This is a genomic window from Acinetobacter sp. YH12233, from assembly GCF_013417725.1.
Lineage (GTDB): Bacteria > Pseudomonadota > Gammaproteobacteria > Pseudomonadales > Moraxellaceae > Acinetobacter.
This window is the reverse complement of sequence record NZ_VPDK01000006.1, coordinates 85,452-110,035: the sequence shown is the minus strand read 5'-3', so window position 1 is coordinate 110,035 and position 24,584 is coordinate 85,452. Positions and strand designations below refer to the sequence as shown.

The 24,584-nt window shown below is 44.3% G+C and carries 19 protein-coding genes; 10 read left to right on the top strand and 9 right to left on the bottom strand.

The genetic code is table 11. The features are described from left to right. From FTV12_RS04740 to rlmF, 3 genes are all read left to right on the top strand, one after another. Positions 1 to 951 (top strand): cell division protein ZipA C-terminal FtsZ-binding domain-containing protein, encoded by a 951-nt coding sequence (locus FTV12_RS04740; protein WP_180033587.1) that lies wholly within the window; start codon positions 1 to 3, stop codon positions 949 to 951. 96 nt (positions 952 to 1,047) lie between these two features. Then, positions 1,048 to 3,087 (top strand): NAD-dependent DNA ligase LigA, encoded by a 2,040-nt coding sequence (gene ligA, locus FTV12_RS04735; RefSeq protein ID WP_180033586.1) that lies wholly within the window; start codon positions 1,048 to 1,050, stop codon positions 3,085 to 3,087. Positions 3,088 to 3,311: 224 nt separating this feature from the next. Then, the gene (gene rlmF / locus FTV12_RS04730) at positions 3,312 to 4,286 is read left to right on the top strand and encodes a 23S rRNA (adenine(1618)-N(6))-methyltransferase RlmF (protein ID WP_180033585.1); all 975 of its coding nucleotides are present in this window, start codon (positions 3,312 to 3,314) and stop codon (positions 4,284 to 4,286) included. 120 nt (positions 4,287 to 4,406) lie between these two features. Here rlmF and FTV12_RS04725 read toward each other — a convergent pair whose 3' ends face one another. Continuing rightward, the gene (locus FTV12_RS04725; RefSeq protein WP_034170652.1) at positions 4,407 to 5,474 is read right to left on the bottom strand and encodes an aldehyde reductase; all 1,068 of its coding nucleotides are present in this window, start codon (positions 5,472 to 5,474) and stop codon (positions 4,407 to 4,409) included. A gap of 338 nt (positions 5,475 to 5,812) precedes the next feature. Between FTV12_RS04725 and bfr the strand changes: the two genes are divergently transcribed. Then, positions 5,813 to 6,277: a bacterioferritin gene (gene bfr / locus FTV12_RS04720; protein ID WP_004783337.1), complete on the top strand. Its 465-nt coding sequence runs from the start codon at positions 5,813 to 5,815 to the stop codon at positions 6,275 to 6,277. A 53-nt stretch (positions 6,278 to 6,330) separates the two neighbouring features. On the opposite strand, the gene FTV12_RS04715 is transcribed toward bfr, so the two are convergent. The 5 genes from FTV12_RS04715 to FTV12_RS04695 form a co-directional block, all read right to left on the bottom strand. Continuing rightward, positions 6,331 to 6,750, bottom strand: coding sequence for a biopolymer transporter ExbD (locus tag FTV12_RS04715; RefSeq protein WP_180033584.1), 420 nt, complete (start codon positions 6,748 to 6,750; stop codon positions 6,331 to 6,333). A gap of 20 nt (positions 6,751 to 6,770) precedes the next feature. Further along, positions 6,771 to 7,196, bottom strand: a complete 426-nt coding sequence (locus tag FTV12_RS04710; protein ID WP_005234255.1) for a biopolymer transporter ExbD — start codon at positions 7,194 to 7,196, stop codon at positions 6,771 to 6,773. Positions 7,197 to 7,211: 15 nt separating this feature from the next. Then, positions 7,212 to 8,096, bottom strand: coding sequence for a MotA/TolQ/ExbB proton channel family protein (locus tag FTV12_RS04705; RefSeq protein ID WP_180033583.1), 885 nt, complete (start codon positions 8,094 to 8,096; stop codon positions 7,212 to 7,214). Between the two features lie 39 nt (positions 8,097 to 8,135). Then, positions 8,136 to 8,840 carry an energy transducer TonB gene (locus FTV12_RS04700; RefSeq protein ID WP_180033582.1) on the bottom strand — a complete coding sequence of 235 codons (705 nt, stop codon included), beginning with the start codon at positions 8,838 to 8,840 and terminating at the stop codon, positions 8,136 to 8,138. Between the two features lie 148 nt (positions 8,841 to 8,988). Next, positions 8,989 to 11,655: a TonB-dependent receptor gene (locus tag FTV12_RS04695; RefSeq protein ID WP_180031806.1), complete on the bottom strand. Its 2,667-nt coding sequence runs from the start codon at positions 11,653 to 11,655 to the stop codon at positions 8,989 to 8,991. Between the two features lie 741 nt (positions 11,656 to 12,396). On the opposite strand from FTV12_RS04695, the gene FTV12_RS04690 reads away from it, so the two are divergent. Genes FTV12_RS04690 through FTV12_RS04665 form a run of 6 tightly spaced genes read left to right on the top strand, consistent with a single transcriptional unit; the run spans position 12,397 to position 21,852 of the window. Then, a complete protein-coding gene (locus FTV12_RS04690) occupies positions 12,397 to 14,154 on the top strand; it encodes an ABC transporter substrate-binding protein (RefSeq protein WP_180017055.1) in 1,758 nt (585 codons plus the stop codon). A 22-nt stretch (positions 14,155 to 14,176) separates the two neighbouring features. Next, the gene (locus FTV12_RS04685; RefSeq protein WP_180033581.1) at positions 14,177 to 15,979 is read left to right on the top strand and encodes an ABC transporter substrate-binding protein; all 1,803 of its coding nucleotides are present in this window, start codon (positions 14,177 to 14,179) and stop codon (positions 15,977 to 15,979) included. Between the two features lie 19 nt (positions 15,980 to 15,998). Beyond that, positions 15,999 to 18,002 (top strand): M3 family metallopeptidase, encoded by a 2,004-nt coding sequence (locus FTV12_RS04680; protein WP_180025450.1) that lies wholly within the window; start codon positions 15,999 to 16,001, stop codon positions 18,000 to 18,002. A 17-nt stretch (positions 18,003 to 18,019) separates the two neighbouring features. Then, positions 18,020 to 18,958, top strand: coding sequence for an ABC transporter permease (locus FTV12_RS04675; RefSeq protein WP_004783323.1), 939 nt, complete (start codon positions 18,020 to 18,022; stop codon positions 18,956 to 18,958). Between the two features lie 7 nt (positions 18,959 to 18,965). Continuing rightward, positions 18,966 to 20,114: an ABC transporter permease gene (locus FTV12_RS04670; protein ID WP_180017052.1), complete on the top strand. Its 1,149-nt coding sequence runs from the start codon at positions 18,966 to 18,968 to the stop codon at positions 20,112 to 20,114. Between the two features lie 10 nt (positions 20,115 to 20,124). Continuing rightward, positions 20,125 to 21,852, top strand: coding sequence for an ABC transporter ATP-binding protein (locus FTV12_RS04665; RefSeq protein ID WP_034701592.1), 1,728 nt, complete (start codon positions 20,125 to 20,127; stop codon positions 21,850 to 21,852). 200 nt (positions 21,853 to 22,052) lie between these two features. On the opposite strand, the gene rluB is transcribed toward FTV12_RS04665, so the two are convergent. From rluB to FTV12_RS04650, 3 genes are read right to left on the bottom strand one after another with little or no spacing between them, the layout of a single operon-like run. Next, a complete protein-coding gene (rluB, locus tag FTV12_RS04660) occupies positions 22,053 to 23,096 on the bottom strand; it encodes a 23S rRNA pseudouridine(2605) synthase RluB (protein WP_004783318.1) in 1,044 nt (347 codons plus the stop codon). A gap of 42 nt (positions 23,097 to 23,138) precedes the next feature. Next, positions 23,139 to 23,729, bottom strand: a complete 591-nt coding sequence (gene scpB / locus FTV12_RS04655; protein WP_004783317.1) for an SMC-Scp complex subunit ScpB — start codon at positions 23,727 to 23,729, stop codon at positions 23,139 to 23,141. After that, positions 23,726 to 24,520, bottom strand: a complete 795-nt coding sequence (locus FTV12_RS04650) for a ScpA family protein (protein WP_180017049.1) — start codon at positions 24,518 to 24,520, stop codon at positions 23,726 to 23,728. Before FTV12_RS04650 ends, scpB begins: the two co-directional genes overlap by 4 nt. Between the last annotated feature and the right edge of the window lie 64 nt (positions 24,521 to 24,584).

Here is a 24,584-nt window from a genome sequence, read left to right as displayed (position 1 = left end):
ATGGAAATCACCACAATTATCGGGATTGTTATTGCAATTGTGATTATGCTATTCGGCATAAGACTGATCTTGAAAAAACCTGCGGAGGCTGTACCGTCACTGGATGCAGACCTGCATATTGATCCTGACAGCCAGACTCCGGTTATTCCAAGGCATGTACGATCTCAACTGTCTAAAACAGAAAGTCCGGCAGCTACACGTGTTGAACCGAGCCTGAATGAAGAAGCAGTAGACAACATTGCACCTGTGGCAGAACAACAAGAAGCCAAAGTAGAGCCAACTTTGGCTGAAACCGCCCAGCCAGAAACCAAAGCAGCAAGTCCACTCGACACACCGGTGGTTGCAGAGGAGGCAGAACCAGAAGTAGCCAAAGTAGAAGAAACAGCAAAAGAGCCTAAAGCCGCTGAATTTAGCCTGAATAGCAATATTGAAAAAGCTGAAATTTCTGATTTCAATGATGAAAGCAGTATTCTCGATGCACATCTACATGAGCAAAAAATTGTGGATGAAGAATGTTCGCTGGCTAATGCTGAAACGATTATTTCTTTGCATGTTTATCCACAAGGCCGTGCACTGTCAGGTGAAAAAACCTTAAAAGTTTTACTGAAATATGGCCTGCGTTATGGTGAACTGGCATGTTTCCATCGCTATAGTGAAGATGGCTCAAAATTGCTATTTTCGGTATTACGTATGGCAGATACCGGTATGGAAGGTTTTGACCTAGAAACCCTGTCGACTGAAGAAGTGAAAGGTCTGGCATTCTTCCTGGCTTTACCGCATAGCGATGTACAGAATGCTTTCGATACCATGGACAGCATTTCACGTCTGATTGCGCGTGAAGTGGATGGTCTGGTTTATGATCAGAACCAGCAGGAAATGACCCCGCAATTACGTGAATTCTGGCGTCATCAGGCGATTGATTATCGTGCTGGACAGACTGCAGAAGTTTAATATTCCAATATTGAATCTGCAGAATCCGATTTTTATAATAGCGAAAAGCTGAATATTGTATAGGGCGGATTTTCCGCCCTTTTTTATGGTGAAATTATGACCCAAGATGCCACTGTCATTGCGCAAATGCGTCAATTGATTCAACTGCTTGCCAAGCATAATCATGCTTATTATGTGATGGATCAACCTACGATTGAAGACAGTGAATATGATCAGCTCTTTCATCAGCTCAAAGCTTTAGAAGAACAATATCCACATTTACAACAGCCAGACACACCGACAGTTAAAGTAGGCGGTCAGGCACTTTCCAAATTTCTGACCGTAACGCATGCGGTGCCAATGCTGTCTTTAGGCAACGTGTTTAATCAGGATGATCTGTTTGCTTTCGCACGCCGTATTGAAGAGCGTTTACCCAATCAAAAGATTGAATACGATGTTGAGCTGAAATTTGACGGTCTGGCAATTTCCCTCTGGTATGAACATGGCGTACTGGTTCGTGGTGTTACCCGTGGTGATGGGGAAACTGGCGAAGATATTACCCAGAATGTCAAAACCATCCGTAACCTGCCGAAATTTCTGTCTCCAGTGAATGGCGTGATTCCAGAATTACTGGAAGTGCGAGGCGAAGTGCTGATGCCGAAATCTGGCTTTGAACGCCTGAATGCAGCCAATGCTGCGAAAGGTGAAAAAACCTTTGCCAATCCACGTAACGCCGCGGCTGGCAGTTTACGCCAGCTTGATCCGAATATTGCAGCTTCTCGACCTTTGGCTTTCTATGCTTATGGAATTGCCCAGTGTGTACCGCATCATGGTCAAACCACGATGTCAGCCAGCCTGGAATGGCTACAGCAGTTTGGCTTTGCTGTGGGTGAGCGTCATTTTATCTGCAGTAGCATCCAAGAAGTGCAAAAAGTTTACGAGCAGATCATTGAAGAACGTTCAAAGCTTAGTGTCGAAATCGATGGTATGGTCATTAAGGTCAATGACCTTAAACAGCAACAAAAACTAGGTTTCTTGAGCCGTGAACCACGTTGGGCAACCGCTTATAAATTCCCTGCGGTTGCGGCGTTGACCACCGTTGAAAATATTGACTGGCAAGTAGGCCGTACTGGAACGTTGACCCCTGTGGCACGTTTAAATCCGGTTGCCGTGGGCGGTGTGACGGTTTCCAATGTGACCCTGCATAATATTGGTGAAATTCACCGTCTGGATGTAAGAATCGGGGATACCGTCAGTGTCTATCGTAGTGGTGATGTGATTCCTAAGGTTGAAAAAGTCTGGCCAGAATTCCGTCCTGTTGACGCAGTCGAAGTGCATTTACCTGAGAACTGTCCAGTGTGTGATTCACCCGTGGTGATGCCGGAAGGTGAAGCACTGGCACGTTGTTCAGGTGAACTGTATTGTGCGGCGCAGCGCATCGAAACTATTCGTCACTTTGTTTCGCGTAAGGCTATGGATATCGAAGGTCTGGGCGATCGCTGGGTAGAGTCATTGCTACATCTCAATCTTTTAAAAGATGTTTCGGATATTTATCACTTGCATGAGCATCGTGAGCAATTGCTGCAAATCGAAAAAATGGGTGAAAAATCCGTGCAGAATCTCATTGATTCGATTGAAAACAGTAAGAAAACTACATTGGCAGCGTTTATTTATGCACTCGGTATTCGCGGTGTAGGTGAAACGACAGCACGTATGCTGGCCAATACTTTCCAGACTCTCGACGCTTTGCGTAGTGCTGATGTAGACGCTTTAAAGAAAACACCGGATGTTGGTGATATTACCGCAGAATGGATTGTTGATTTCTTCCAGGCACCGCATAACCTGGAAGTATTGGATCGCTTGTTGGCTGCCGGTATTCATTGGGATGCGCCAATTGCACCAACGCGCCAACCACTGAATGGTGAAAGCTGGGTAGTGACTGGAACTTTAAGTTCTATGGGTCGTGATGAAGCGACGCAATTACTGCAAGCCTTAGGTGCACGGGTCAGTGGCAGTGTCTCTAGCAAAACCAAATGTGTGGTGGCGGGTGAAAAAGCGGGTTCTAAGCTCGATAAAGCAGAAAAACTTGGTGTGCCTGTGATCAATGAAGAACAGTTTATTGCCTTGATGAAAGAGTATGGGCAAATCGAAGGCTAATCAGTTCTAAACAATGACTCAAATAAAAAAGACACCCAGGATGATGAATTTTGAGGTGTCTTTTTTATTGCTAGTTCAAAACTATAGATGAATGAGAGAGGGAGGATGGACAAATACAAGGACGGGTTCGGAAATGTGAGTTGAATTCACGTACAATATCGATTCATTTGCAGGATAGATCCTGCCTTATTAATTCTGTTCTCCCGTTGATGATTGGCATACACATGGCGCAAGCAAAGAAATCTTTTCCGCAACAAAAATCGCAATTACATGCACGAAATCTGCATCGCAGTCGTTACGATTTTCCTCAGTTAATCAAGAGTTGTCCGGAACTTGCGCCTTTTGTCAGCCCGAATCAATATAACGATCTTTCAGTCAATTTTTCTGATCCACTGGCTGTGAAAATGCTCAATAAAGCATTGCTGAAGCATTTTTATGGCATTCAATATTGGGATATTCCGCAAGATTATCTTTGCCCACCGATTCCGGGTAGAGCGGACTATATTCATTATTTGGCTGATCTGTTAAGTCTCAATAATAACGGCCAGATTCCAACAGGGCGTGCAGTTCAGGTGTTAGATATTGGGGTAGGTGCGAACTGTATTTATCCGATCATTGGGCATCGTAGTTATGGTTGGAAATTTGTTGGCTCAGACATTCATTCGGCATCGGTTAAAGGTGCTCAATTTATTGTGGAGGCAAATCCGAATCTCAGGAAGGGGATTCAGATTCGATTGCAAAAGACACCGAGCAATATTTTCAAAGGTGTGATTAAACCTTCAGATCGTTTTGATTTGACCCTGTGTAACCCACCATTTCATGCTTCGCAAGATGAGGCAAATGCCACAGCAACGCAAAAATTACGCAAACTTGGCAAACCGGTTGATCGGTCTAAAGTGGTGTTAAACTTTGGCGGACAAAAGAACGAGTTGTGGTGCGACGGTGGAGAAGAACGCTTTGTTTGCCAGATGGTACAAGAGAGCACACAGTTTGCTGAGCAATGTCTTTGGTTTAGTACGCTGGTTTCTAAGAAAACCACATTGCCTATGCTATTAAATACCTTGCGTAAGTGCGGTGCAGTGGATGTAAAAACTATTAAAATGACGCAGGGGCAAAAAGAGAGTCGTTTTGTGGCTTGGACTTTTCTAGATACAAAGCAACAGCAAGCGTGGAAAAATGCGCGTTGGACTTCTGCTTAGCTTGTTTTTATGCAGGAATAGTGAGCTTGTGGGCGCATAAGTCGGTGTAGTAGCTCAAATTTAATCTGACAGACACCATAAAAAATCGGTCACTGTCAGATCAGGTTTGAGCTCGTACAATTAAGGAATATATTTCTTCACCACACCATCATCCAGCAATTGCTGGAAATGTTCGACCAAGCTTTCTTTTACTGGACGATATTCCAGACCGAGTTCATCCTTACTTTTTTGTGCATTAAAGAAAATTGGATAACCCATATTGAGTTCAACAAATTTACGGCTAAAGCCGGCCAGAGGACCAAAAATCTTGAAAGCCGTTTTTGGCAACTGGTTGCGCGGAAACGGGAATTTTGGACCAAATGCTTCACGCAGGATTTTACCCATTTCTAGCAGGCTCAAAGTCTCACTACAGATAATATAACGGCCATGCGCTTCCGGATTAAATGCAGCACGGATATGGGCTTCCGCAACATCTTGAACATCCACCACACCATTCCACATTGGTGGAACACCCAGCAAGGTCATGCCATTGGCAAACTGTTGCAGAACTTCCACACTGCCTGATTGAGTATTAGGCGTTAAGGACTCCCCAAAGACCAGTGCCGGATTGATACAGATCAGGTCCCAGCGATCCTGCGCTTCCGCCATTTCCCAAGCTTTGCGTTCTGCCATGACTTTGGAATATGGATAAGGCTGATGGGTTTCTGAACTGGTGGTATTCCAGTGAGATTCATCAAAACTGGTGTGCTCGGTTTGCAAAATATCAATCGCATCGCCATACGTTGAGGCAATACTTGAGGTGACAATCACACGTTTGACAGATTCAGTTTTATTGACGCTATTCAGCACATTTTGCGTACCCAGAATTGCCGGTTCAATAATGTCTTTGAGCGCATCTTTATAATTGGTGACCACAAAAGGCGAGGCCATATGAAAGACAATTTCACACCCTTCCATGGCCGCATCAAAAGAACCGGGCTTGAGCAGGTTAGCTTCAAACAGCTTTAAGGTCCCCGGGCTGCTGTCTGCAATTTGTTCAAGGTGTGTATAACTCTGGGTTTTATTCAGGTCACGTACAGTGGCGTGTACGGTATAACCTTGTTTTAAAAGTTTCTGGATCACCCAACTGGCGATATAGCCAGATGCGCCGGTGACCAGAACAGGTGCTGTGCTATGTTGTAATGTCATATTTAAACCGTTGTTGTTTTGACTTCTTTCATCGTAGGCACAATTATGCATGAACCAGGCCAAACAGGTGAGTCCAAGATAAAAATAAGCAACAAGATAAGTGCTTATTAATATTTACAAAAATTAACGTTTGAATATTCCAGCTTGCTGGATTGAATAAAAACGGAACGAAAAATGCAAGATGTTGTTTTATAAATGGGATTTGGCCGAACAGAGAGCGTAAATGCAAGTGCTTCTCATTTTAATTATATAAAAATCAGATATTTACCATAATTTTGCTTTTGCAAATCAAACATCTTTTCTCCATAATAGGATGATAAAAGCAGGGAGTAATTCAAATGCGCGGTAATCCAGAAGTCGTAGATTATTTAAATATGCTGATCGGTGGCGAACTGGCTGCTCGTGATCAATACCTGATTCACTCTCGTATGTATGAAGATTGGGGTCTGACTAAAATCTTTGAACGCATCGACCATGAAATGCAGGAAGAAGCACAGCATGCAGATGCCCTGATCCGTCGTGTCCTTTTTCTTGAAGGTACGCCAAATATGCAGCGTGATGACATCGAAGTTGGTGAAGATGTGGTGACCTGCCTGAAAGCTGACCTGAAGCTTGAGTATCATGTCCGTGAAAAGCTGGCTCAAGGGGTCAAACTTTGTGAAGAGAAGGGCGATTATGTGACCCGTGACATGCTGCGCCAGCAAATGTCGGATACGGAAGAAGATCATACTTACTGGTTAGAAAAACAGTTACGTTTGATCGAGCTGATTGGTCTGCAAAACTATATCCAGTCACAAATGTAAGATATTGAATAATAAAAAACCCAGCAGATGCTGGGTTTTTTGATTCTGTAGACTTAAGAATTGTTGTTACTGACAATTCCGATTTTTTTCACTTCCAGACGCTGAGCCGCAGCCATCACCATGGCGATATGCTTATATTCAGTTGCGCGATCAGCCTTGATTTTAATCTGATCCTGATCGGCTTTTTGCGCCACGGTCTTGAATAAGGCTTCTAGCGCTTGAGCATTCGCCACCGGCTGATCATTCCAGAAGATCTGGCCCTGAGCATCCAGACGCAAATTCACAATCTCTGGCGGTTTTTCCTCAGTCGGTGGTGGTGTGCCATTTGGCAGGTTGATATTAATCGAATTATTCGGCAACGGAATTGTGATAATAAACATAATCAGCAAGACCAGCATGACATCAATCAATGGTGTCATGTTGACGTCCAGCATTACATCATCATCCTGACTTGAGCCAACATTCATTCCCATAACTGGATTCTCCCTCAATCTTAAGGTGAAGCGGGCGGGGTCGTGACAAATGCAATCTTGCCAATACCTGCTTGCTGGGTAGTACTGATGACCTGATCAATCGCTTCAAAAGCTGTTCTTTGATCACCGCGAATATGCACCTCAGGCTGAGGACGTTTCTGGGCTTCTGCCTGTAAACGGGTCAATAAAATTGCCTTGTCCGGAATATAGGATTCATTCCAGAAAATATCGCCATTTTTGTTGACTGCCAGCTGGATATTTTCCGGCTTAGTTTCATACGGGACATTACGTTCTTCAGGCAGATCGACCGGTACGGTATGAATTGCAACTGGTACTGTAATCAGAAAAATAATCAGCAGTACCAGCATCACATCAACCAGAGGCGTGGTATTAATGGTACCAATGACCTCATCATCGCTGTCGTTTGAATTGACCATCATTCCCATGGTTGACCCCCATTTTTATTTTGTGTCGCGGTGAACAGGATTGTTTGAGCTGATTTCGCCGCTCAGTAGTACAGCATGCAGGTCAGAACCAAAGGTACGAACTTCTTCCATCACCGCTTTATTACGGCGAGTTAACCAGTTGTAGCCAAGTACTGCAGGAACTGCCACTGCCAGACCGATTGCAGTCATGATCAGTGCTTCACCGACCGGACCAGCAACTTTATCGATTGATGCCTGACCAGAAATACCAATTGCAGTCAAGGCATGGTAAATGCCCCAAACGGTACCAAACAGACCTACGAAAGGTGCAGTAGAACCTACGGTTGCAAGGAAGGCCAGACCACCACTCAGATGGCTTTGAATCTTGTCGACTGCGCGTGAAATAGAAATCGTAACCCAAGTATTAAAGTCGATACGCTCAAGTAAAGTACCGCCATGGTTTTTGGTTGACTTGATGCCTTTTTCAGCGATAAAACGATATACGCTGGCTTCATCCAGGTTCTCGGTGGCATTATCCAGAGAAGAAGATTCCCAGAACTGATGCTCTGCTTCTTTGGCTTGTTTGCGAATCTTGCCTTGTTGCAAGCACTTGGTGATCATGATGTACCAGGTACCGATTGACATGATCACCAGAATGAACAGGGTCACTTTAGACACCATGTCGCCTTCTTTCCACATGGCTTCCAGACCATAAGGGTTGCTGGCAGGTTTTTCAGCTGCAGCAGGTGCTGGCGGTGTAGGCTCAGCGACAGTCGCAGGAGTTGGGGTTGCCGTTTCAGTGACTGTCGTTGCAGGTGTAGGGGATTCTTCAGCAAATACAGTTTGCAAAGGTAGTAAAGTACTTGCCGCAATGACACTTGCAGCAGTGATATTTTTTAAAGTGTGTCGTGCGTTTTTCATAATGAATCTCCTCATTTTGTTTTTAATCTGTTGTCTGGATCAGTCCAAGATAAATTCGTAGGGAATGTCGTACCAAGATTCTTGTGGTTCACCATTTTTCATTGCAGGTTTAAAGGTACATAAGCTGAAAGCCTTGGACGCTGCACGGTCAAGTGAACGGCTGCCACTGGATTTTTTTACTTTGGCATCTTTCACTTTGCCGTCGGTATTCACAAAGACAGAGATCAGCACATTACCTTGCTCTTCATTCATTAATGCATCACGTGGATAATCTGGACGCTTACAGCCAGCTTCACCTTGAGATACGCCGCGTGTAACGCCAGTTGGTTGCGGTGGAGCAGCAGGTGCCGCTGCAACAACTGGAGCTGGTGCAGCCACCGGACTTGGGGATGGTGTTGCTGCAGCTACAGGCGTTGGTTCTGCAACCGGTTGAGTGACTGTTGGTGTAGGCTGTGTTTTCTGTACCGGAACCACTTTTTCTACCGGTTTAACCTCAGGCACTTGTGCCACTTTTTCTACAATTTTCGGTGGTTCTGGTGGTGTTTCTTTTGGTGGCTCAGGTTCAGGCGGCTTAATATCTTGAATAATCATTAGCTCAACTGGCTGTTCCGTTGGTTTAATAATGTCTTTTGCCATACCTGCCATTAGCACCAGGCCCACCAGGATATGCAAGAAAATCACGACACCAATTCCAGTCAACTTTTTGGCGGAGCTTTTTTCTATGTCTTCAAACGTTGTGCTCATCATGACTCCTGGAATTTAAGACAAACAGGAAATAGTGCACTGATGAGAAAATTTTTTTAGTTACAGGCAGCATTATTTTTTGTTTGGCTAAAATTAAACGGGGAAAACCGCAAACACCGCTTGGCAGCAGTGTTTGCGAAGTAATTAATTAAAAGAATTTATAAGTACCACGTAGGAAGTAGGTACGGCCCATTGGATCACCGTGACGAGGGTCATAGCCATATTGAGCATTGTTGGTTGCATCAGAAGCAGGTGGTTCTGCATCAAACATGTTGCGAATACCTGCAGTTAGCTCTAAATTCTTGAATCCGCTATAGGTTCCTGCAAAGTTATAAAGCGTATAGGCACTTACATCACGTTCTTGAGAAAAGTCTTCATAACCACGGATATATTGTTGTTCTAGTCTCATTTTCCAGTCTTCATAAGACCAGTTGATATTGGCAATATGTCTCCAGCGGACGACTGCAGGATCATCATAGATGCCGACGAGCCCTTCCCATTCACCGTTTGGTTCTTCTTGCTCATCCATTTTGATGACATAGGTACCATCAATCCCAAAACCAAAACGGCCTGTTGCTGTCATTGGGCTTAAGTAGTTCAGGCTGAGGTCAATCCCTTCAGTTTTTAATCCACCCATATTTTGTAGAGTTGTATTTAAATACTGGATACGACCATCTGGAGCGTAAACGATCAGATTGCCATAGCGATCAAGGTCATTAAAAATGTCATTAGGAGTAACTGAGCTGACTAAACCTTCAATATCAATATTGTAGTAATCAGCGGTGAATACCAGATTCTTGATTGGTTCATATACGAATCCGGCTGTAAAAGAGGTTGATTCTTCTGGCTGTAAGTCTGGGTTACCACCTTGTTTACGCTTGAACTGCATACCACATTGGTCTGCAAATTGGGTGCTGGTCGGTTGACCGTTAGCATCACAAAAACGTGGGTTATTGAAGTTAGTGCTAGTATTGGTTTCACTTTGTAAAGAGTTGATTTCCCACATACTTGGGGCGCGGAATCCAGTACTATAAGAACTACGGAACATTAACTCTTTAACCGGTTCCCAACGTAGGGATACTTTTGGATTGAAAGTATCACCAAAGTCACTATAGTCATCATAACGTGCCGCAAGTTGAGCTTCTAGAGTCGGCAAGATCGGTACATGTAATTCAGTAAACACCGCAGTAATATCACGGTCACCTGAACTTGACGGTTTATTTGGATCAATACCAGAACCTGGAACCTGGCGAACAAGATCGGCATTCACCTTGGCTTCCCAGTCCTGAGTGGTGTAGCTACCACCCAAGGCAAATCCAACTTCACCTGCAGGTAGTTCATAGATTGGACGGCTGACAGTGAAATCTATAGTGGTAGAATCCAGACTTGCCATATTTGTTGGACCTGCCACATCAAAAGTAGACCATTTCCCAGCATCTGCAGCGGCCTGAGGACCAAATGGGTTTAAGGTGCCATCATTAAGTGCGGCTTGAACCAAACTTTGATTCAGGTAACCACTGACAAAATTATCAGTTGCTTCACTTTTGGCATAAGTAACGCCACCATTTACATCCCAACCGTAGACTTCACCTTCAATCCCTGCAAAAAAGCGGTTTGATTCATTTTCTGATTGAGAAACACGGTTACCTGATTGTGAACGTAAATAAAGTGCTGCTCTTGGATCTACCAGACCAGCGATGTCTGGTGTAATGCCGTTGCCTGGATAATATTTGCTGGTATTTGGAATAGAAAGACTACCTCCCCATACATCAGGTGCTATCGAGGTTTTTACTTTACTTTCAGTATAAATATATTCAGCAACCGCATTTAATGAATCGGTTAATTTGAAGGTACCTTTACCTAGAGCTGAAAAAGTTTCTTCTTCTGGAGTAATACCAATGAGTGCTTGAGTGTTTAACAAGCAACGTGTACCAGATACAAACATATTTGGTGCATTATTACAGTTTTGATTGATATAAGGGTTAACTACACCTACACCTGAATCTAAAAGGTTGGCAGGGAAGCCGGCACTTGAACCGATCGCCATGTTTAACTCTGGAATTAAACCACCACGACGGCTGACTTTACGATCTTTGGCCATGATCATGTCAGAAGTACGATAATCGACTACACCGTAAACGTTGAAACCTTGTTCATCCAGATCACCATAACCACCGAAAATAGAGACATCATATTTGTCGCCATTCTTTTCTTCAGGTGCTTGCAGTCCACCAGAAATACCGAAACCTTGGTATTCCTTTTTGATAATAAAGTTAATTACGCCGGCAATTGCATCTGCACCATATACTGCAGAAGCACCATCACGCAGAATCTCGATTCGCTCAACCATCGCGAGCGGAATAATATTCAGGTTAACTTCAGAAGTACTAAATGGGCTGTTAGCCAAACGACGCCCATTTAATAAAACTAAGGTCTTATCAGTACCAATCCCACGCAGGTTGGCAGAAGAGCCTGAAGTATTACTTTTACCAATATTTTGAGAAACAGCAAAACCAGCTTGGTTAGCACTTACTTTATTAATTGCTTCTTCAACCGTGGTGACCCCCTGATTCACCAGATCTTCGACTTTAAGCACAGTAATAGGAGATGCACTTTGTGCAGCTACTCCTTTAATAGATGAACCTGTCACTGTCACTTTTTGAACCTTGGTAGGTTGAGCGGCAGAGTTTTCTGGTTCATCGGCTGCATGTGCCAAAGACAAGCACATCATACTTAAGCTGAGTGCGCTTAACTTGAGTAGTCTTTTGCTGACGGTTGGAGCCCCCATAGATCCGACTAGTTTGTTTATTTTCATCGTAAAGTTCACCTTTCTTGTTGTGTGAAGATAATGCTGTATTTTTTTTAAGCAAAGCAAGTGCCAACTTAGTCAGAATTCTTCTAAAAATATTCAATATATTAAGAAATGCTTAATTTATAGGGTCTTAGAAAGAGAGAACTTGTGCGTCAGGGAAAACAGATGAGCTGTATTGGAAGTAATAAGAAAAAATGATATTGCAAATCAGTATTTATTGATTAACTCTAAACATTAATTGAAAAATATGTGAACTAATCGATATTTTTAGATTCTTTAATGTAGGTGAAATATGAGTTATGAGGGGTGGTTGTTTAATTTTTAGACATATTCTTAGTTATTAAAAAATATAGATTTATTTTTTTGGATTACGAATGGCTGAATTGGAATGTGCTATAAAATGACCCACTAGCGAATTATTTTTGTGCAATAAAGTGAAAGTCATTGTAGGATTAGTGCAGTAAATACTGCAGATAGTATCTAAGTAATTGCTTAAATTATTATTATTTTAAATGATTAATAAAAATATATTTTTTGTTGTAAAAAGAACTTAATTGTTACTTAAAGTATAGAGTGGCATGAAATTAGCTTTCAAACGCTAGATTCATAAGATAGGCGGAATGTTGAAAAATAAAAAAACATGAAGCAAATCAGAAGAGATTAAATGCTTTTAAAAAACCTTAATCATTTTAATGATTTAAATAAACAAAAATAGGTGTGAATTTGAAATCAGTAATTTTAAGGATGACAGTTTTAGCACTGGCAGTAACATCAGGGGGGATGGCTTTAGCAAAATCATCTGCACATCCGGATAAAATTTTAAACCTGGCTTTCGAAGCACCTGATGACGGTTTTGATATGGTCAAAACCTATAATTTTTATAGTGGTAGCGTGGCTGAGGCCATTTTCGAGCCTTTGTTGCGTTATGACTATCTGGCCCGGCCTGCAATTTTGGCTCCGAATACCGCCGAGTCTTTACCCGTGGTTGAACAGGATGGCAAAGTTTATACCTTTAAAATCAAGCCAGGAATTTATTTCAGTCCGGATCCAGCCTTTCAGGGCAAGAAGCGTGAACTGGTTGCCCGGGATTATATTTATTCCATGCAAAGGGTGATGGATCCGAAAAGCCATTCGCCTTCTTTTTCCTTTATCGAAGGCAAAATTCTTGGCGCAGATCAAGTTATCCAGCAGGCCAAAAAAACTGGCAAGTTCAACTACGATGCACCTATTCCCGGTTTAAAAGCCCTAGATAAATATACCTTACAAATTACCCTGACCCGTTCCGACCTGAACTTTCCTTACATTCTGGCCTATGTCGCTTTTGCTGGTACTGCACGCGAAGTCATCGAATATTATGGCGATCGGGTAGGTCAGCATCCAGTCGGAACAGGGGCATACCAGTTACACAAATATGTGCCGCGTAGCCGTATTGAATTAACTGCTAATCCAAATTATCGCGGTTTTGTCTGGAACTTTAAGGGGGATGGTTCAGAGTGGGATCAACGGATTGTCAAGGCCATGCAAGGCAAGCAGATGCCGCAAATCGGCAAGGTCAAGATCAGTATCATTGAAGAAGAACAATCACGTTGGCTGGCTTTAAAATCTGGACAATTAGACTATGACAAACTGACTGCAAGTGGCGCTGAACAGGCATTGGAAAATAAGCAGCTGAAAAGTGAATACAAGAAAAAAGGCATCCTGCATTATCCGAATAAAGAACCGGAAATCACCTATACCATCATGAATATGCGTGATCCGGTGATTGGTGGGAACTCACTGGAAAAAATTGCACTACGCCGTGCCATTGCCTTGTCCTATAACCAGAAAGAAGCCATCCAGCAGCTATATAAGGGGCATGCTGTTAAAGCTGAAATGATTCTTCCTGAAGGCGTGGGCGGATATAACCCGAATTATAGAAGCAGTATTGCCTATAACCCATTACTCGCCAATAAACTGCTCGATCGTTTTGGCTACAAGAAAGGCGCCGATGGTTATCGTACCTTGCCTGATGGCAAACCATTGGTTCTGAAAATGAACTCGACTAGCTCAAGCTCTTCCGTTATTTCTGCGGAGCTATGGAAAAAGAACCTGGATGCAATCGGGGTAAAAGTTGAATTTAAAGTCAGTAACTTTGCCGACAATTTAAAAGAAGCCACCCAGTGCAAACATATGATGTGGGGTGGCGCCTGGATTGCAGATTATCCGGAAGGGGAAAACTTTGCTCAGTTGCTGTATGGCCCAAATGCCCAGCAAGGTAACCTGAGCTGCTATACCTCTAAAGCCTATGACGCGCTGTATCAAACCGCAATGAAGCTGCCACCTCAGCAACGTACTCCCTATTATGAGCAGATGAACCGCCAGATGGAGGCCGATAATCCATGGATTTTGCACAATACCCGGGTACGCAACTGGCTGATTCACCCACAGGTACAGGGCTTTAAGGCACATCCGGTGACCAGGGCAGTTTGGCAATATCTGGATATTGAACCTGTTAAAAAATAACTTGAGAAGATTAAGAACCAGTATGAATGTGAATACAAACGCTTTAAAAAAGCTGGCCAGTGGGGTTTTAGTGGCCAGTTTAATGATGGCAGGTGCTGCACCCACATGGGCTGCCAATCCCGCCAATCCGAATAAAGTCTTAAAAACGGTCTTTCCCGCGGCTGAAACCGGTTTCGATCCCGGTTATATCCATGACCGTTATTCGGCCAAGATTAACTCGGCGATTTTCGAAACCTTATATACCTATGATTATCTGGCCTCCCCAGCGAAACTGGTGCCATTGACTGCGGTAGATATGCCTCAAGTCAGTGCAGACGGTTTGACTTATACCATTAAAGTTAAAAAGGGCATTTACTTTGCGGATGATCCGGTCTTTGGCGGTAAAAAACGTGAACTGACCGCCTACGACTATGCCTATTCTCTAAAGCGTCTCTTAGATCCAAAACTTAATTCACCAAATAGCTGGTTGCTGGATGGTCGGATCAAAGGGCTGGAAGCATGGACAGCCATGGCGAAAAAAAATGGCAAAGTCTATGAAAATCCATTTGAAGGTATTCAGACTCCAGATCGCTATACCTTGGTACTCAAGCTGAATAATCCGGATCAGAACTTTCCGATGTTGCTGGCCCACGGTCCGGCTGCCGCAGTCGCACGCGAAGTCATTGAAAAGTACAAAGACAAAGCTGGCTGGGTGATGAGTAAGCCGATTGGTACAGGGCCTTATGTGCTTAGCCGCTGGACACCGGGATCACGCATTATCTTAAAGCCGAATCCGGCTTACCGTGGTTTTGTCTGGAACTATAAAGCCAATAGTGCAGCAGACCAGACGATTGTCAGTGCGATGCAGGGCAAAAAAATGCCTCAAATTGGCACCATTGATGTGCGTGTCATTGAAGAAGCTCAATCACGGATGTTGTCATTTAAGAAAAATGAACTAGATCTGGTTGAAATCGACGGCGATCTGGTCGTGCAAGCATTGGATGGCGACAAGTTAAAACCTGAGTTGGTCAAGCAAGGCATCAAGCTGTCACGCATGTTGGAGCCATCGATAAACTACCATTACTGGAATATGCAAGACCCGGTAGTAGGTGGTTTTGCACCAGAAAAAATAGCCTTACGTCGTGCCATGGCAATGGCTTTTTCTGTTGAAAATATGATTAGCGTATTACTAAAAGGAGATGGTGCAAAACTACACATGCCTATTCCGCCAGGAGTTGCAGGCTATTCACCCGCTTATAAAACCAGTACGCCATATTCGGTCAAGGCAGCCAACATGTTGCTGGATCGCTATAACTATAAGATCGGTGCGGATGGCTGGCGGAGAACTCCTGAAGGCAAACCTCTGGTGATTGAACTGATTACGGCCAATACCAGTCGTGGTCAGCAACAGGGCGAATTCTGGAAAAAGACCTTAGATAATATTCATATCAAACTGACCAGTAAGGCCATGCCATTTGCTGAAGGCATTAAGCTGGAAAAGCAATGTAAAACCATGTTTAAAAGCTCTGCATGGATTGCCGACTATCCTGATGCAGATAACTTCATGCAGCTGTTCTATGGCAAAAACGTCAATGTCACCAATAATGCCTGCTTCAAGCATGCGGAATATGACCGTTTATATGAACAAAGTCAAAGCATGCCACCGGGTCCTGAACGGGATCTGGTTTATCGCAAAATGACCCGTATTCTAGAGGTCAATATGCCAACCATGATGCTGTATAGCACTTACCGTAATGCACTAGCGCAACCTCATGTTATTGGACACAAGTCCCATCCGATTCTGTCCACAGAATGGATGTATATCGATATTGATACTAAAAAGTAAGAAAAAGCTGGAGATGAAGATGACATTAAAACACTTGAAATTTACCACACTCTGTCTGGCGATGATCGGGGGATCTCAAACCGTCATGGCAGAGACCCAAACCCAGCTTTTGCCTTTATTCAAGGCTGCAGAAATTCCGGCATTGTGCGATGCCAATCTGGATAAAATGCAAAAAGATATCCAGAAATTTGAAAGCCAGAAAATCAAAAATAAGGCTGAAGCCCGTCCTTATCTGGCAGCTTGGGATACATTGCAGGCATCGATTGGTGATTTTGTTTCACCTATCGGTTTATATAGCAATGTTGATCCTGATCCGGCCTTGCGTCAGGCAGCAGATGACTGTGAGCTGAAAATCAGTAAATACCTGACTTCCATGTATCAGAGTCCAAAACTGTATGCCCAGTTCAACAAACTGAAAGCCACAGATCCGGTCGATGAAAAATTCCTGAAAGATATTCTGAATCAGTTTGAAAAAACGGGGGTACAACTCAGCGCAGAGAAACAGAAGCGTCTGAAGGAAATTATTGAAGAAAGTACCAAACTGGGGCAGGACTATTCCAAGAATGTACGTGATAACCCTGAAAAAGTTGAATTCACTGTTGCAGAGCTGAAAGGTTTACCTGAGAGCTATATCGCCGGTTTAAAGAAAAATGAAAAGGGCAATTATCTGCTCGGCTTCGACTATCCGGAATATCAGCCATTTATGGAGCTGGCAGAGAGTGATGAAGCTCGTAAACGTTATCAGACTGCCTATACCCGCCGAGGGACTGAGAAAAACCTCGAATACATGAAAAAGGCTATTGATCTGCGTTATGAACTGGCCCAGCTATTCGATAAAGACAGCTATGCTTATGTTGCCTTAAAAGATCGTATGGCCAAAACCCCAGAAGCAGTCAATAGTTTTCTGGATGAGGTCTATGCCAAAGTTGCGCCATTAGAAAAGCAGGATGTTGAAGAATTACGTCAGTTCAAGGCAGAAACCTTAAAAATTCCGCTGGAAAAAGCAGAGATTGAGCGCTGGAGCCAAGGCTACTGGAGTGAAAAACTGCGTCAGGCCAAATATAAGGTGGATCAGGAAAAACTGCGTGATTATTTCCCGACTGAAGCGGCTCAAAAATGGTTATTTGCCGTATCCTCCGATTTATATGGGATTGAATTCAAGCCGGTAAAAGTCAAAGCCTGGCACGATGAAGTTGAATACTATGCCGTGCATGACAAAGCCACCGGTGAGTTTATGGGCGGACTTTATGTCGATAAATATCCACGTGAAGGCAAATATGGCCATGCTGCAGTCTGGGGCGTTTATGGTGGCAGCCGTTTAAATCATCGCCGTCCGGTCTCTGTTTTGGTGACCAACTTCAACCGTAAAGGTCTGAACAGTAATGAGCTGGAGACTTTTGTACATGAAATGGGTCATGCGCTACACGGAATATTATCGAAGACCCGTTATACCGAGCAGTCAGGTACATCGGTAGAGCGTGACTTTGTTGAAGCACCTTCGCAAATGTATGAAGAGTGGGCGCGCCGTTTCGAGACTTTATCTAAAGTAGCAGATTACTGTGAACCTGCTTGTCCTCGTGTCGATGAAGCCATGACCGAGCGCTTAAAGAATGTGAAAAATTATGGTCGCGGCCTGCATTATGCCCGTCAGACTTTATATGCTCAGTACGACATGGCCCTGCACGGTAAAGATGCGAAAAGTATTGATCCATTAAAACTCTGGCAAGATATGGAAAGTAAAACTGCATTGGGTTCTGTTCCAGGTCAGCAATTCCCGGGTCAGTTCGGACACTTGATGGGTGGCTATCAGGCGGGTTATTACAGCTATATGTGGTCTGAAGTGCTGGCACTCGATATGTTGTCTGCTTATGGTGACCATCTGATGGATCCAAAAGTCGGCATGCACTATCGCGAGACTGTACTGGCACAAGGCGGACAAAAGCCGGGCGATCAGATGGTTAAGGATTTTCTGGGCCGTGATCCGGACAGCAAAGCTTTCTTTAATGAAATTTCAGGACATTAAGTCAAGGAAGGAAAGCGATGCTGGCATATATTATTCGAAGGATTTGGCAAATGATCCCCACCATGCTGGGGGTGATTCTGCTGATATTCCTGTTATTTAACTGGGTCGGGGGAGATCCGGCCTATATCCTGGCCGGTAAAATGGCCAATGCTGAGCAGATTGAAAATATCCGCCAGCAGCTCGGGGTCGATCAACCTTATTACGTACAACTGTGGATTTTCATCCAGCAGATTTTGACCTTTGATTATGGCGTGAGCTGGAGTACCGGTGAGTCGGTATCCCAGATTATTACCACGCGTTTGGGGCCATCACTGACCATTTTGATTCCACTGACTATCCTGCAAACGATTGTTTCAATCATTCTGGCGCTCGGGGTGGCTTCAGTGCGTGGTTCGCTGACTGACCGCATGATCATGATGCTGTGTACCATCGGTATGTCGATCAGTATTCTGGTCTATATCATCGTATTCCAGTACGTCTTGGCTTATGAACTGAGCTGGTTCCCGGTACAGGGCTGGAGCGATAACTTTACTGAAAATTTATTCAAATATGCACTATTGCCAGTATTAATCATGCTGGTGGTGAGTATTGCACCGACTTTACGTCTCTACCGCAGTTTTGTTCTGGATGAAGTCAATCAGGATTATGTCCGTACCGCACGTGCCAAAGGTCTGGGCGAAAGCCGCATTCTGGGCGTGCACGTACTGCGCAATGCTTCGATTCCAATCATTACTGATGTCATGGCGGGACTTCCGGCTTTACTGATCGGTGCTTTCCTGATTGAACGTTTCTTCGGTATTCCTGGCATTGGCCGTGAAGTGATTATCGCAGTTGAACGTTCTGACTTTCCGGTAATTAAAGCGATTACGGTCTATGTTGCGGCTGCGACCATGTTATTTAACCTGATTGCCGATCTGATCTATAAATGGGTCGATCCACGTGTACAGTTGAAGTAGGTGAATTATGCTGAGTGCGATATTTAAAAAAGAGCAACATGCTTCAGCAGTGCCTGAGTCTGCTTCAACCGGATTATGGCAGCTGGCGTTGCGTCGTCTGAAACGTGACCGCATTGCGATGTTCTCCCTATTTGTGGTGCTGTTTTATCTGCTGATGTTGCTGCTTTCCATGACAGGTATGATTGCCAAGGACTGGAATAAGGAAGTGGCGGTGAGTTATGCACCCCCAAGTTTTATCTATACACCGTCTGTACCTGGAGCTGCAGGTGAAGATCAAAGTACTGAATCTGCCGTAGTGCCAGTTAATCCAGTTGATCCTTTAAAAGATGTGATTGCAGAACTGGAAGCAGAAATTGCTGCTGAACAGGGCGCAGGTGTGATTGATTATTATGGTGTAGTCGATCCACTGGCTGAAGATATGAAAGCCATTGATCAGGAATTAGGGGGTCAGTTACTGGATCAGAGTAGTGAGCTTAAACAGAGCCTGTTCTTTGGCGCAGATAAATGGGGTCAGGATGTACTACTGAAAACCATTAAAGGTGCAGAAACTTCGATTTTAGTTGGCCTGATTGCTGCGCTGGTTGCGGTGGTGATTGGTACAGTACTTGGTGCGATTGCTGGCTATTTCGGTGGTTGGGTCGATGATGTGCTGAACTGGTTCTACAATATCTTTACTTCTATTCCTTATCTGTTGCTGGTGTTAGCGATTGCAGCAGTACTGCAACAAAAAGGGATTTTATCGATTATCCTGATTTTGGGTCTGACCGGCTGGACCGGGGTATTCCGCCTGGTTCGTGCGGAATATATGAAGCATACTGCACGTGAATATGTACTGGCAGCGAAAGCCATTGGGGTAAGCAATATGCGCCGTATCTTCGTGCATATTTTTCCGAATGTCAGTCATATCGCTTTGGTTCAAATGTCCATTCTTGCAGTGGCCTTTATCAAGTCCGAAGTCATTCTCAGCTTCTTAGGCTTTGGCGTACCGATTGGTGTGGTGTCATGGGGTAGTATGCTGAATGAAGCGCAAAGCGAGCTGATTTTAGGCAAATGGTGGCAGTTGACTGCGGCATCGGTGGCGATGGCGGTACTGGTGACAGCTTTCTCAATGTTTACTGATGCATTACGTGATGCATTAGATCCAAAACTGAAATAGGAGCGCAGCGATGTCTGAAATGAATCCAAGCACAGCACCCGCGTTACTTCGCGTAGATAACTTACGTGTCAGTTTTAAAGGTGAAAATAAACAATATGTGGAAACGGTCAAAGGAATTTCATTTGAAATTCCGGCCAATACCACAGTGGCGTTAGTCGGTGAATCCGGAAGTGGTAAATCTGTAACTTCATTAGCAGTGATGGGACTTTTGGCGCCAGAAAATTCTAAGGTCGCTGAAGACAGTCAGATCCTGTTTGAAGGTCGGGACTTATTGAAACTTAAGTCGAGTGAAATGCGTCAGATCTGTGGCAAAGAAATTGCCATGATCTTCCAGGAACCGATGTCCTCATTAAATCCGGTGTTTACCGTAGGCATGCAGATTTCTGAAATTCTACGCCTGCATTTGGGCATGAATAAAAAGCAGGCCCGTCAAAGAACATTGGAACTTTTGCAGGAAGTCGGTATTCCTTCACCGGAAACCAAGATTGATGCTTATCCAAGCCAGTTGTCTGGTGGACAGCAGCAACGGGTGATGATTGCCATGGCTATTGCCTGTGAACCGAAACTCTTGATTGCTGATGAACCAACGACGGCATTAGATGTGACTATCCAGAAACAGATTCTGGACCTGCTTGAATCCTTGCGTCAGCGCCGTCAAATGTCGATGTTATTCATCAGTCATGACCTGGCGGTAGTTGGTGAAATTGCGGATCAGGTCATTGTAATGCGTTATGGCGAGATTCGTGAGCAAGGTTCGGTGACAGAAGTCCTGAACAATCCTCAGGATATTTATACCCAAGCCTTGTTGCATTGCCGTCCACAGCTGTCGCACCGTCCTTTGCGTTTGCCGGTGATTAGCGACTTTATGAAACAGGATAGTCTGGCGCATGACCTGCATGCGAACGCTCCGCTACAACAGGAACGTTCCCGTGGTTTAAAAGGTAATGAAGAGATCATTCTCGATGTACGTGATCTGAAAAAATCCTTCTATAGCCGTAAAGGCCTATTTGGAAAAGATGAATTTCAGGCTGTGAAAGGCGTGTCTTTTCAGCTGGCTAAAGGCAAAACCTTAGGGCTGGTTGGGGAGTCAGGTTCTGGTAAAACCACGATTGGTTTGCTCCTGATGCGACTGCAACAAGCTACAGGCGGCAAGGCGTTATTTCAGGGTAAAGATATCTTGTCGATGACTGAAAAAGAGTTTACGGCCTATCAGCGTAAAATCCAGATCATTTTCCAGAACCCTTATGCTTCTTTGAATCCGCGTTTTACCGTGGGACAAATCCTGATGGAGCCGATGCAGATTCATCATATTGGCAAGGATGATGCAGAACGTAAACAGATGGCACTTGATTTATTAGAAAGGGTCAGCTTACCGGCTCAGGCCTTCTATCGCTATCCACATGAGTTTTCAGGTGGCCAGCGTCAGCGGATTGCAATTGCACGCTGTCTGACCTTAAAGCCTGAGATTTTGATCTGTGATGAATCAGTGTCCGCACTGGATGTATCCGTACAGGCGCAGGTACTGAACTTATTGCAGGATTTACAGGATGAATTTGGTCTGAGTTACATCTTTATTTCGCATGATTTGTCAGTGGTGAAATATATTTCTGATCAGATCATGGTGCTAAATCATGGTGATCTGGTGGAAATTGCCAACTCAGATGATCTGTATCAGTCTCCGCAACACGACTATACCAAGCGTCTGTTAAGTGCGATTCCTCAGGGTATTCCGCAGTAACTTGCTAAAGTACGAAATAAAAAATGTCCACATTGCTGGGCATTTTTTTATGACAAGAATTCACTTTTAGGAAATAGAAGGGAGATACCCGCCTTTTATATCGGGTTCTATTGAGAAGACTAGGGATAGATAAAATTAGGTCATTATTATTGTTCCTGCAAAAAAAAGAGCCACCGAAGTGACTCTATCTTATTCAAAGCCTAGAACTTTTTAAAGCCTTTATTCGCACCATATAAACCGCGTGGTGCATTACCTTCACGGTTTTCGCGGCGGCCAAACTGGTTGTCTTCACGGTTGTCACGACGTGCAAACTGGGTGCCATTCTGGTTTTCACGACGACCAAAGCCTTGATCATCGCGACGTTCACGGTTGTTGTATTGCGGCTGCTGCTCATCGGTATCACGGCGTTGCTGACGCAGGTAACCACCACGGCGCGCTGCCATTGGTTTTTCCTGCATACGCTCATTACGACGTTTCGCCATGCCGAATAAGCCGGTACCTTGACGCGGTTTCAGCTCAACTGATTTGGTCAGGTTATCGATATCCTGTTTATCCAGTTCAATCCAGCGACCTGTACGAAGTTCACGTGGCAGAATCACGGTACCATAACGGGTACGTAATAAACGGCTGACTTTCAGGCCTTGTGATTCAAAGATACGACGAACCTCACGGTTACGACCTTCTTTCACGACAACTTGATACCAACGGTTGATCCCGTCACCACCCAGTTCAGAGAATGATTCAAACTTCGCAGGACCATCATCTAGCACCACGCCTTTCAGCATGTTGTTTTTTAGTTGAGGAGTCACTTCACCCATGACACGAACCGCATATTCACGTTCGATTTCATTGGATGGGTGCATTAAACGATTCGCCAGTTCACCGTCATTTGTGAACAGTAACAGACCGGTCGAGTTAATATCCAGACGGCCGACCATTACCCAGCGATCGCCTTGAATTGATGGCAGGTTGTCAAATACTGTTGGACGCTGTTCAGGATCATTACGTGAACAGATTTCGCCTTCTGGCTTATAGTAAATCAGGACACGACGACGGATTTCGTCTTCGATCTGGAACTGCACTTTACGACCATCGATGCGAAGCTCATCACCCGGTTCGATTCGTTCACCCACTTGGGCAATCTGCCCATTCACACTCACACGACCTGCGGCAATGACTTCTTCCATATAACGGCGAGAACCCAAACCAACACGTGCAAGCACCTTTTGCAACTTTTCACTCATGACAGCATAACCTTAGAAATAATTATTCAACAGTTCACCTATTTATGACTTCGGTGCATTCGCATCGAGCGCCATAAAAGCTTCCTTGGCATCCTGCAGGGGAGGCAATTGGCCTAAAGAATTTAAGCCAAACGCATTTAAAAATTGTGGCGTTGTCACTAACAACGCAGGTCTTCCAGGGAGTTCACGAAAGCCGGATTCTTTAATCCAGTTCCAGTCAAACAGCGTACGCAAAATCTGACTGTTATTCGTGACACCACGAATTTGTTCAATATCAGCTCGGGTCACTGGCTGATGATAAGCAATCACCGCAAGCATCTCCAGTAATGAAGGTGACAGGCGTGTCGGTCGCTCGGGCCAGGTCTGTGCAATAATATTACGATATTTTACACGCACTTGAAAACGGTAACCTTGCACAGTTTCAACCAGTTCAATAGAACGGCCATGCATCAGCATGGAAAGCTGCTGTAAATACTGGCGCAGCTCCTGCTTGCTATAGCGATCCTGAAATGCTTCTTTCAGTCGAGCTAAGGAAACTGGGGAGTCACTGGCAAAAATAATGGCTTCCAGCTGCATCAGAATTTCATGCAGATTATCTTCCGCAGACAAGGAGATATTATGGTCTGTGTTCATGCGTGTGCTCCTTGAATTGCGAGCGGTGCCTCAATGCCTGAGGCAATAATTTGAATTTTTTGCTGGCGGGTGAGTTCCAACACGGCCATAAAGGTCACGACTACACCCATGCGTCCCTGACTTGGCTTGAGTAATTTATCAAAAGATAAGACTTCACCAGATTCCAGACGGCTTTCAATATAGGCAATCCGTTCTTCCAGTAAAACAGGCTCCTGTTGCACCTGATGAATGACCGGTTCAGGACGGTTAAAGACGCAAAGCAAGGCATCACGCAGCAGATCAGCACTATGGCCTTCATTGGGTTGGATAAACTTGCCTAAGTGAACATTGGTCTCAAAGGTATCACGTTCCAGAATCGTCATCTGACCCAGACGTTCTGCAGCCTGCTTGATCCGTAAATAATTTTCCAAGCGCTCAATCAGGTCTTGTTTTGGATCCTGTTCAACCGCAGCCACGCTTTTCGGTTTAGGTAACAATAAACGAGATTTGAGATCGGCCAGTAAAGCAGCCATCACCATATAATCCGCGGTTAGTTCAATATTCAGGGATTTCATCGCATCCATATAGGACAGATATTGGGAGGCAATGGGCGCGATATCAACCTGTAACAGGTCAAAACCATTTTTCTGGATCAGGTAGATTAAAAAGTCGAGGGGGCCTTCAAAATGTTCTAACAGAATTTCAAACGCTGCTGGAGGAATATACAGATCCTCTGGAATCGTATTTTGCCATTCATCCAGAACCCGGATGTTTGGAGCAGATTCCATAGCGTTATGGGGCATTTGAGTCATTACAATTATAAGCCACGCGAATTTTCAAAGGCATGAAATGGCTTATTCCCCGAGCTCTTGTCAG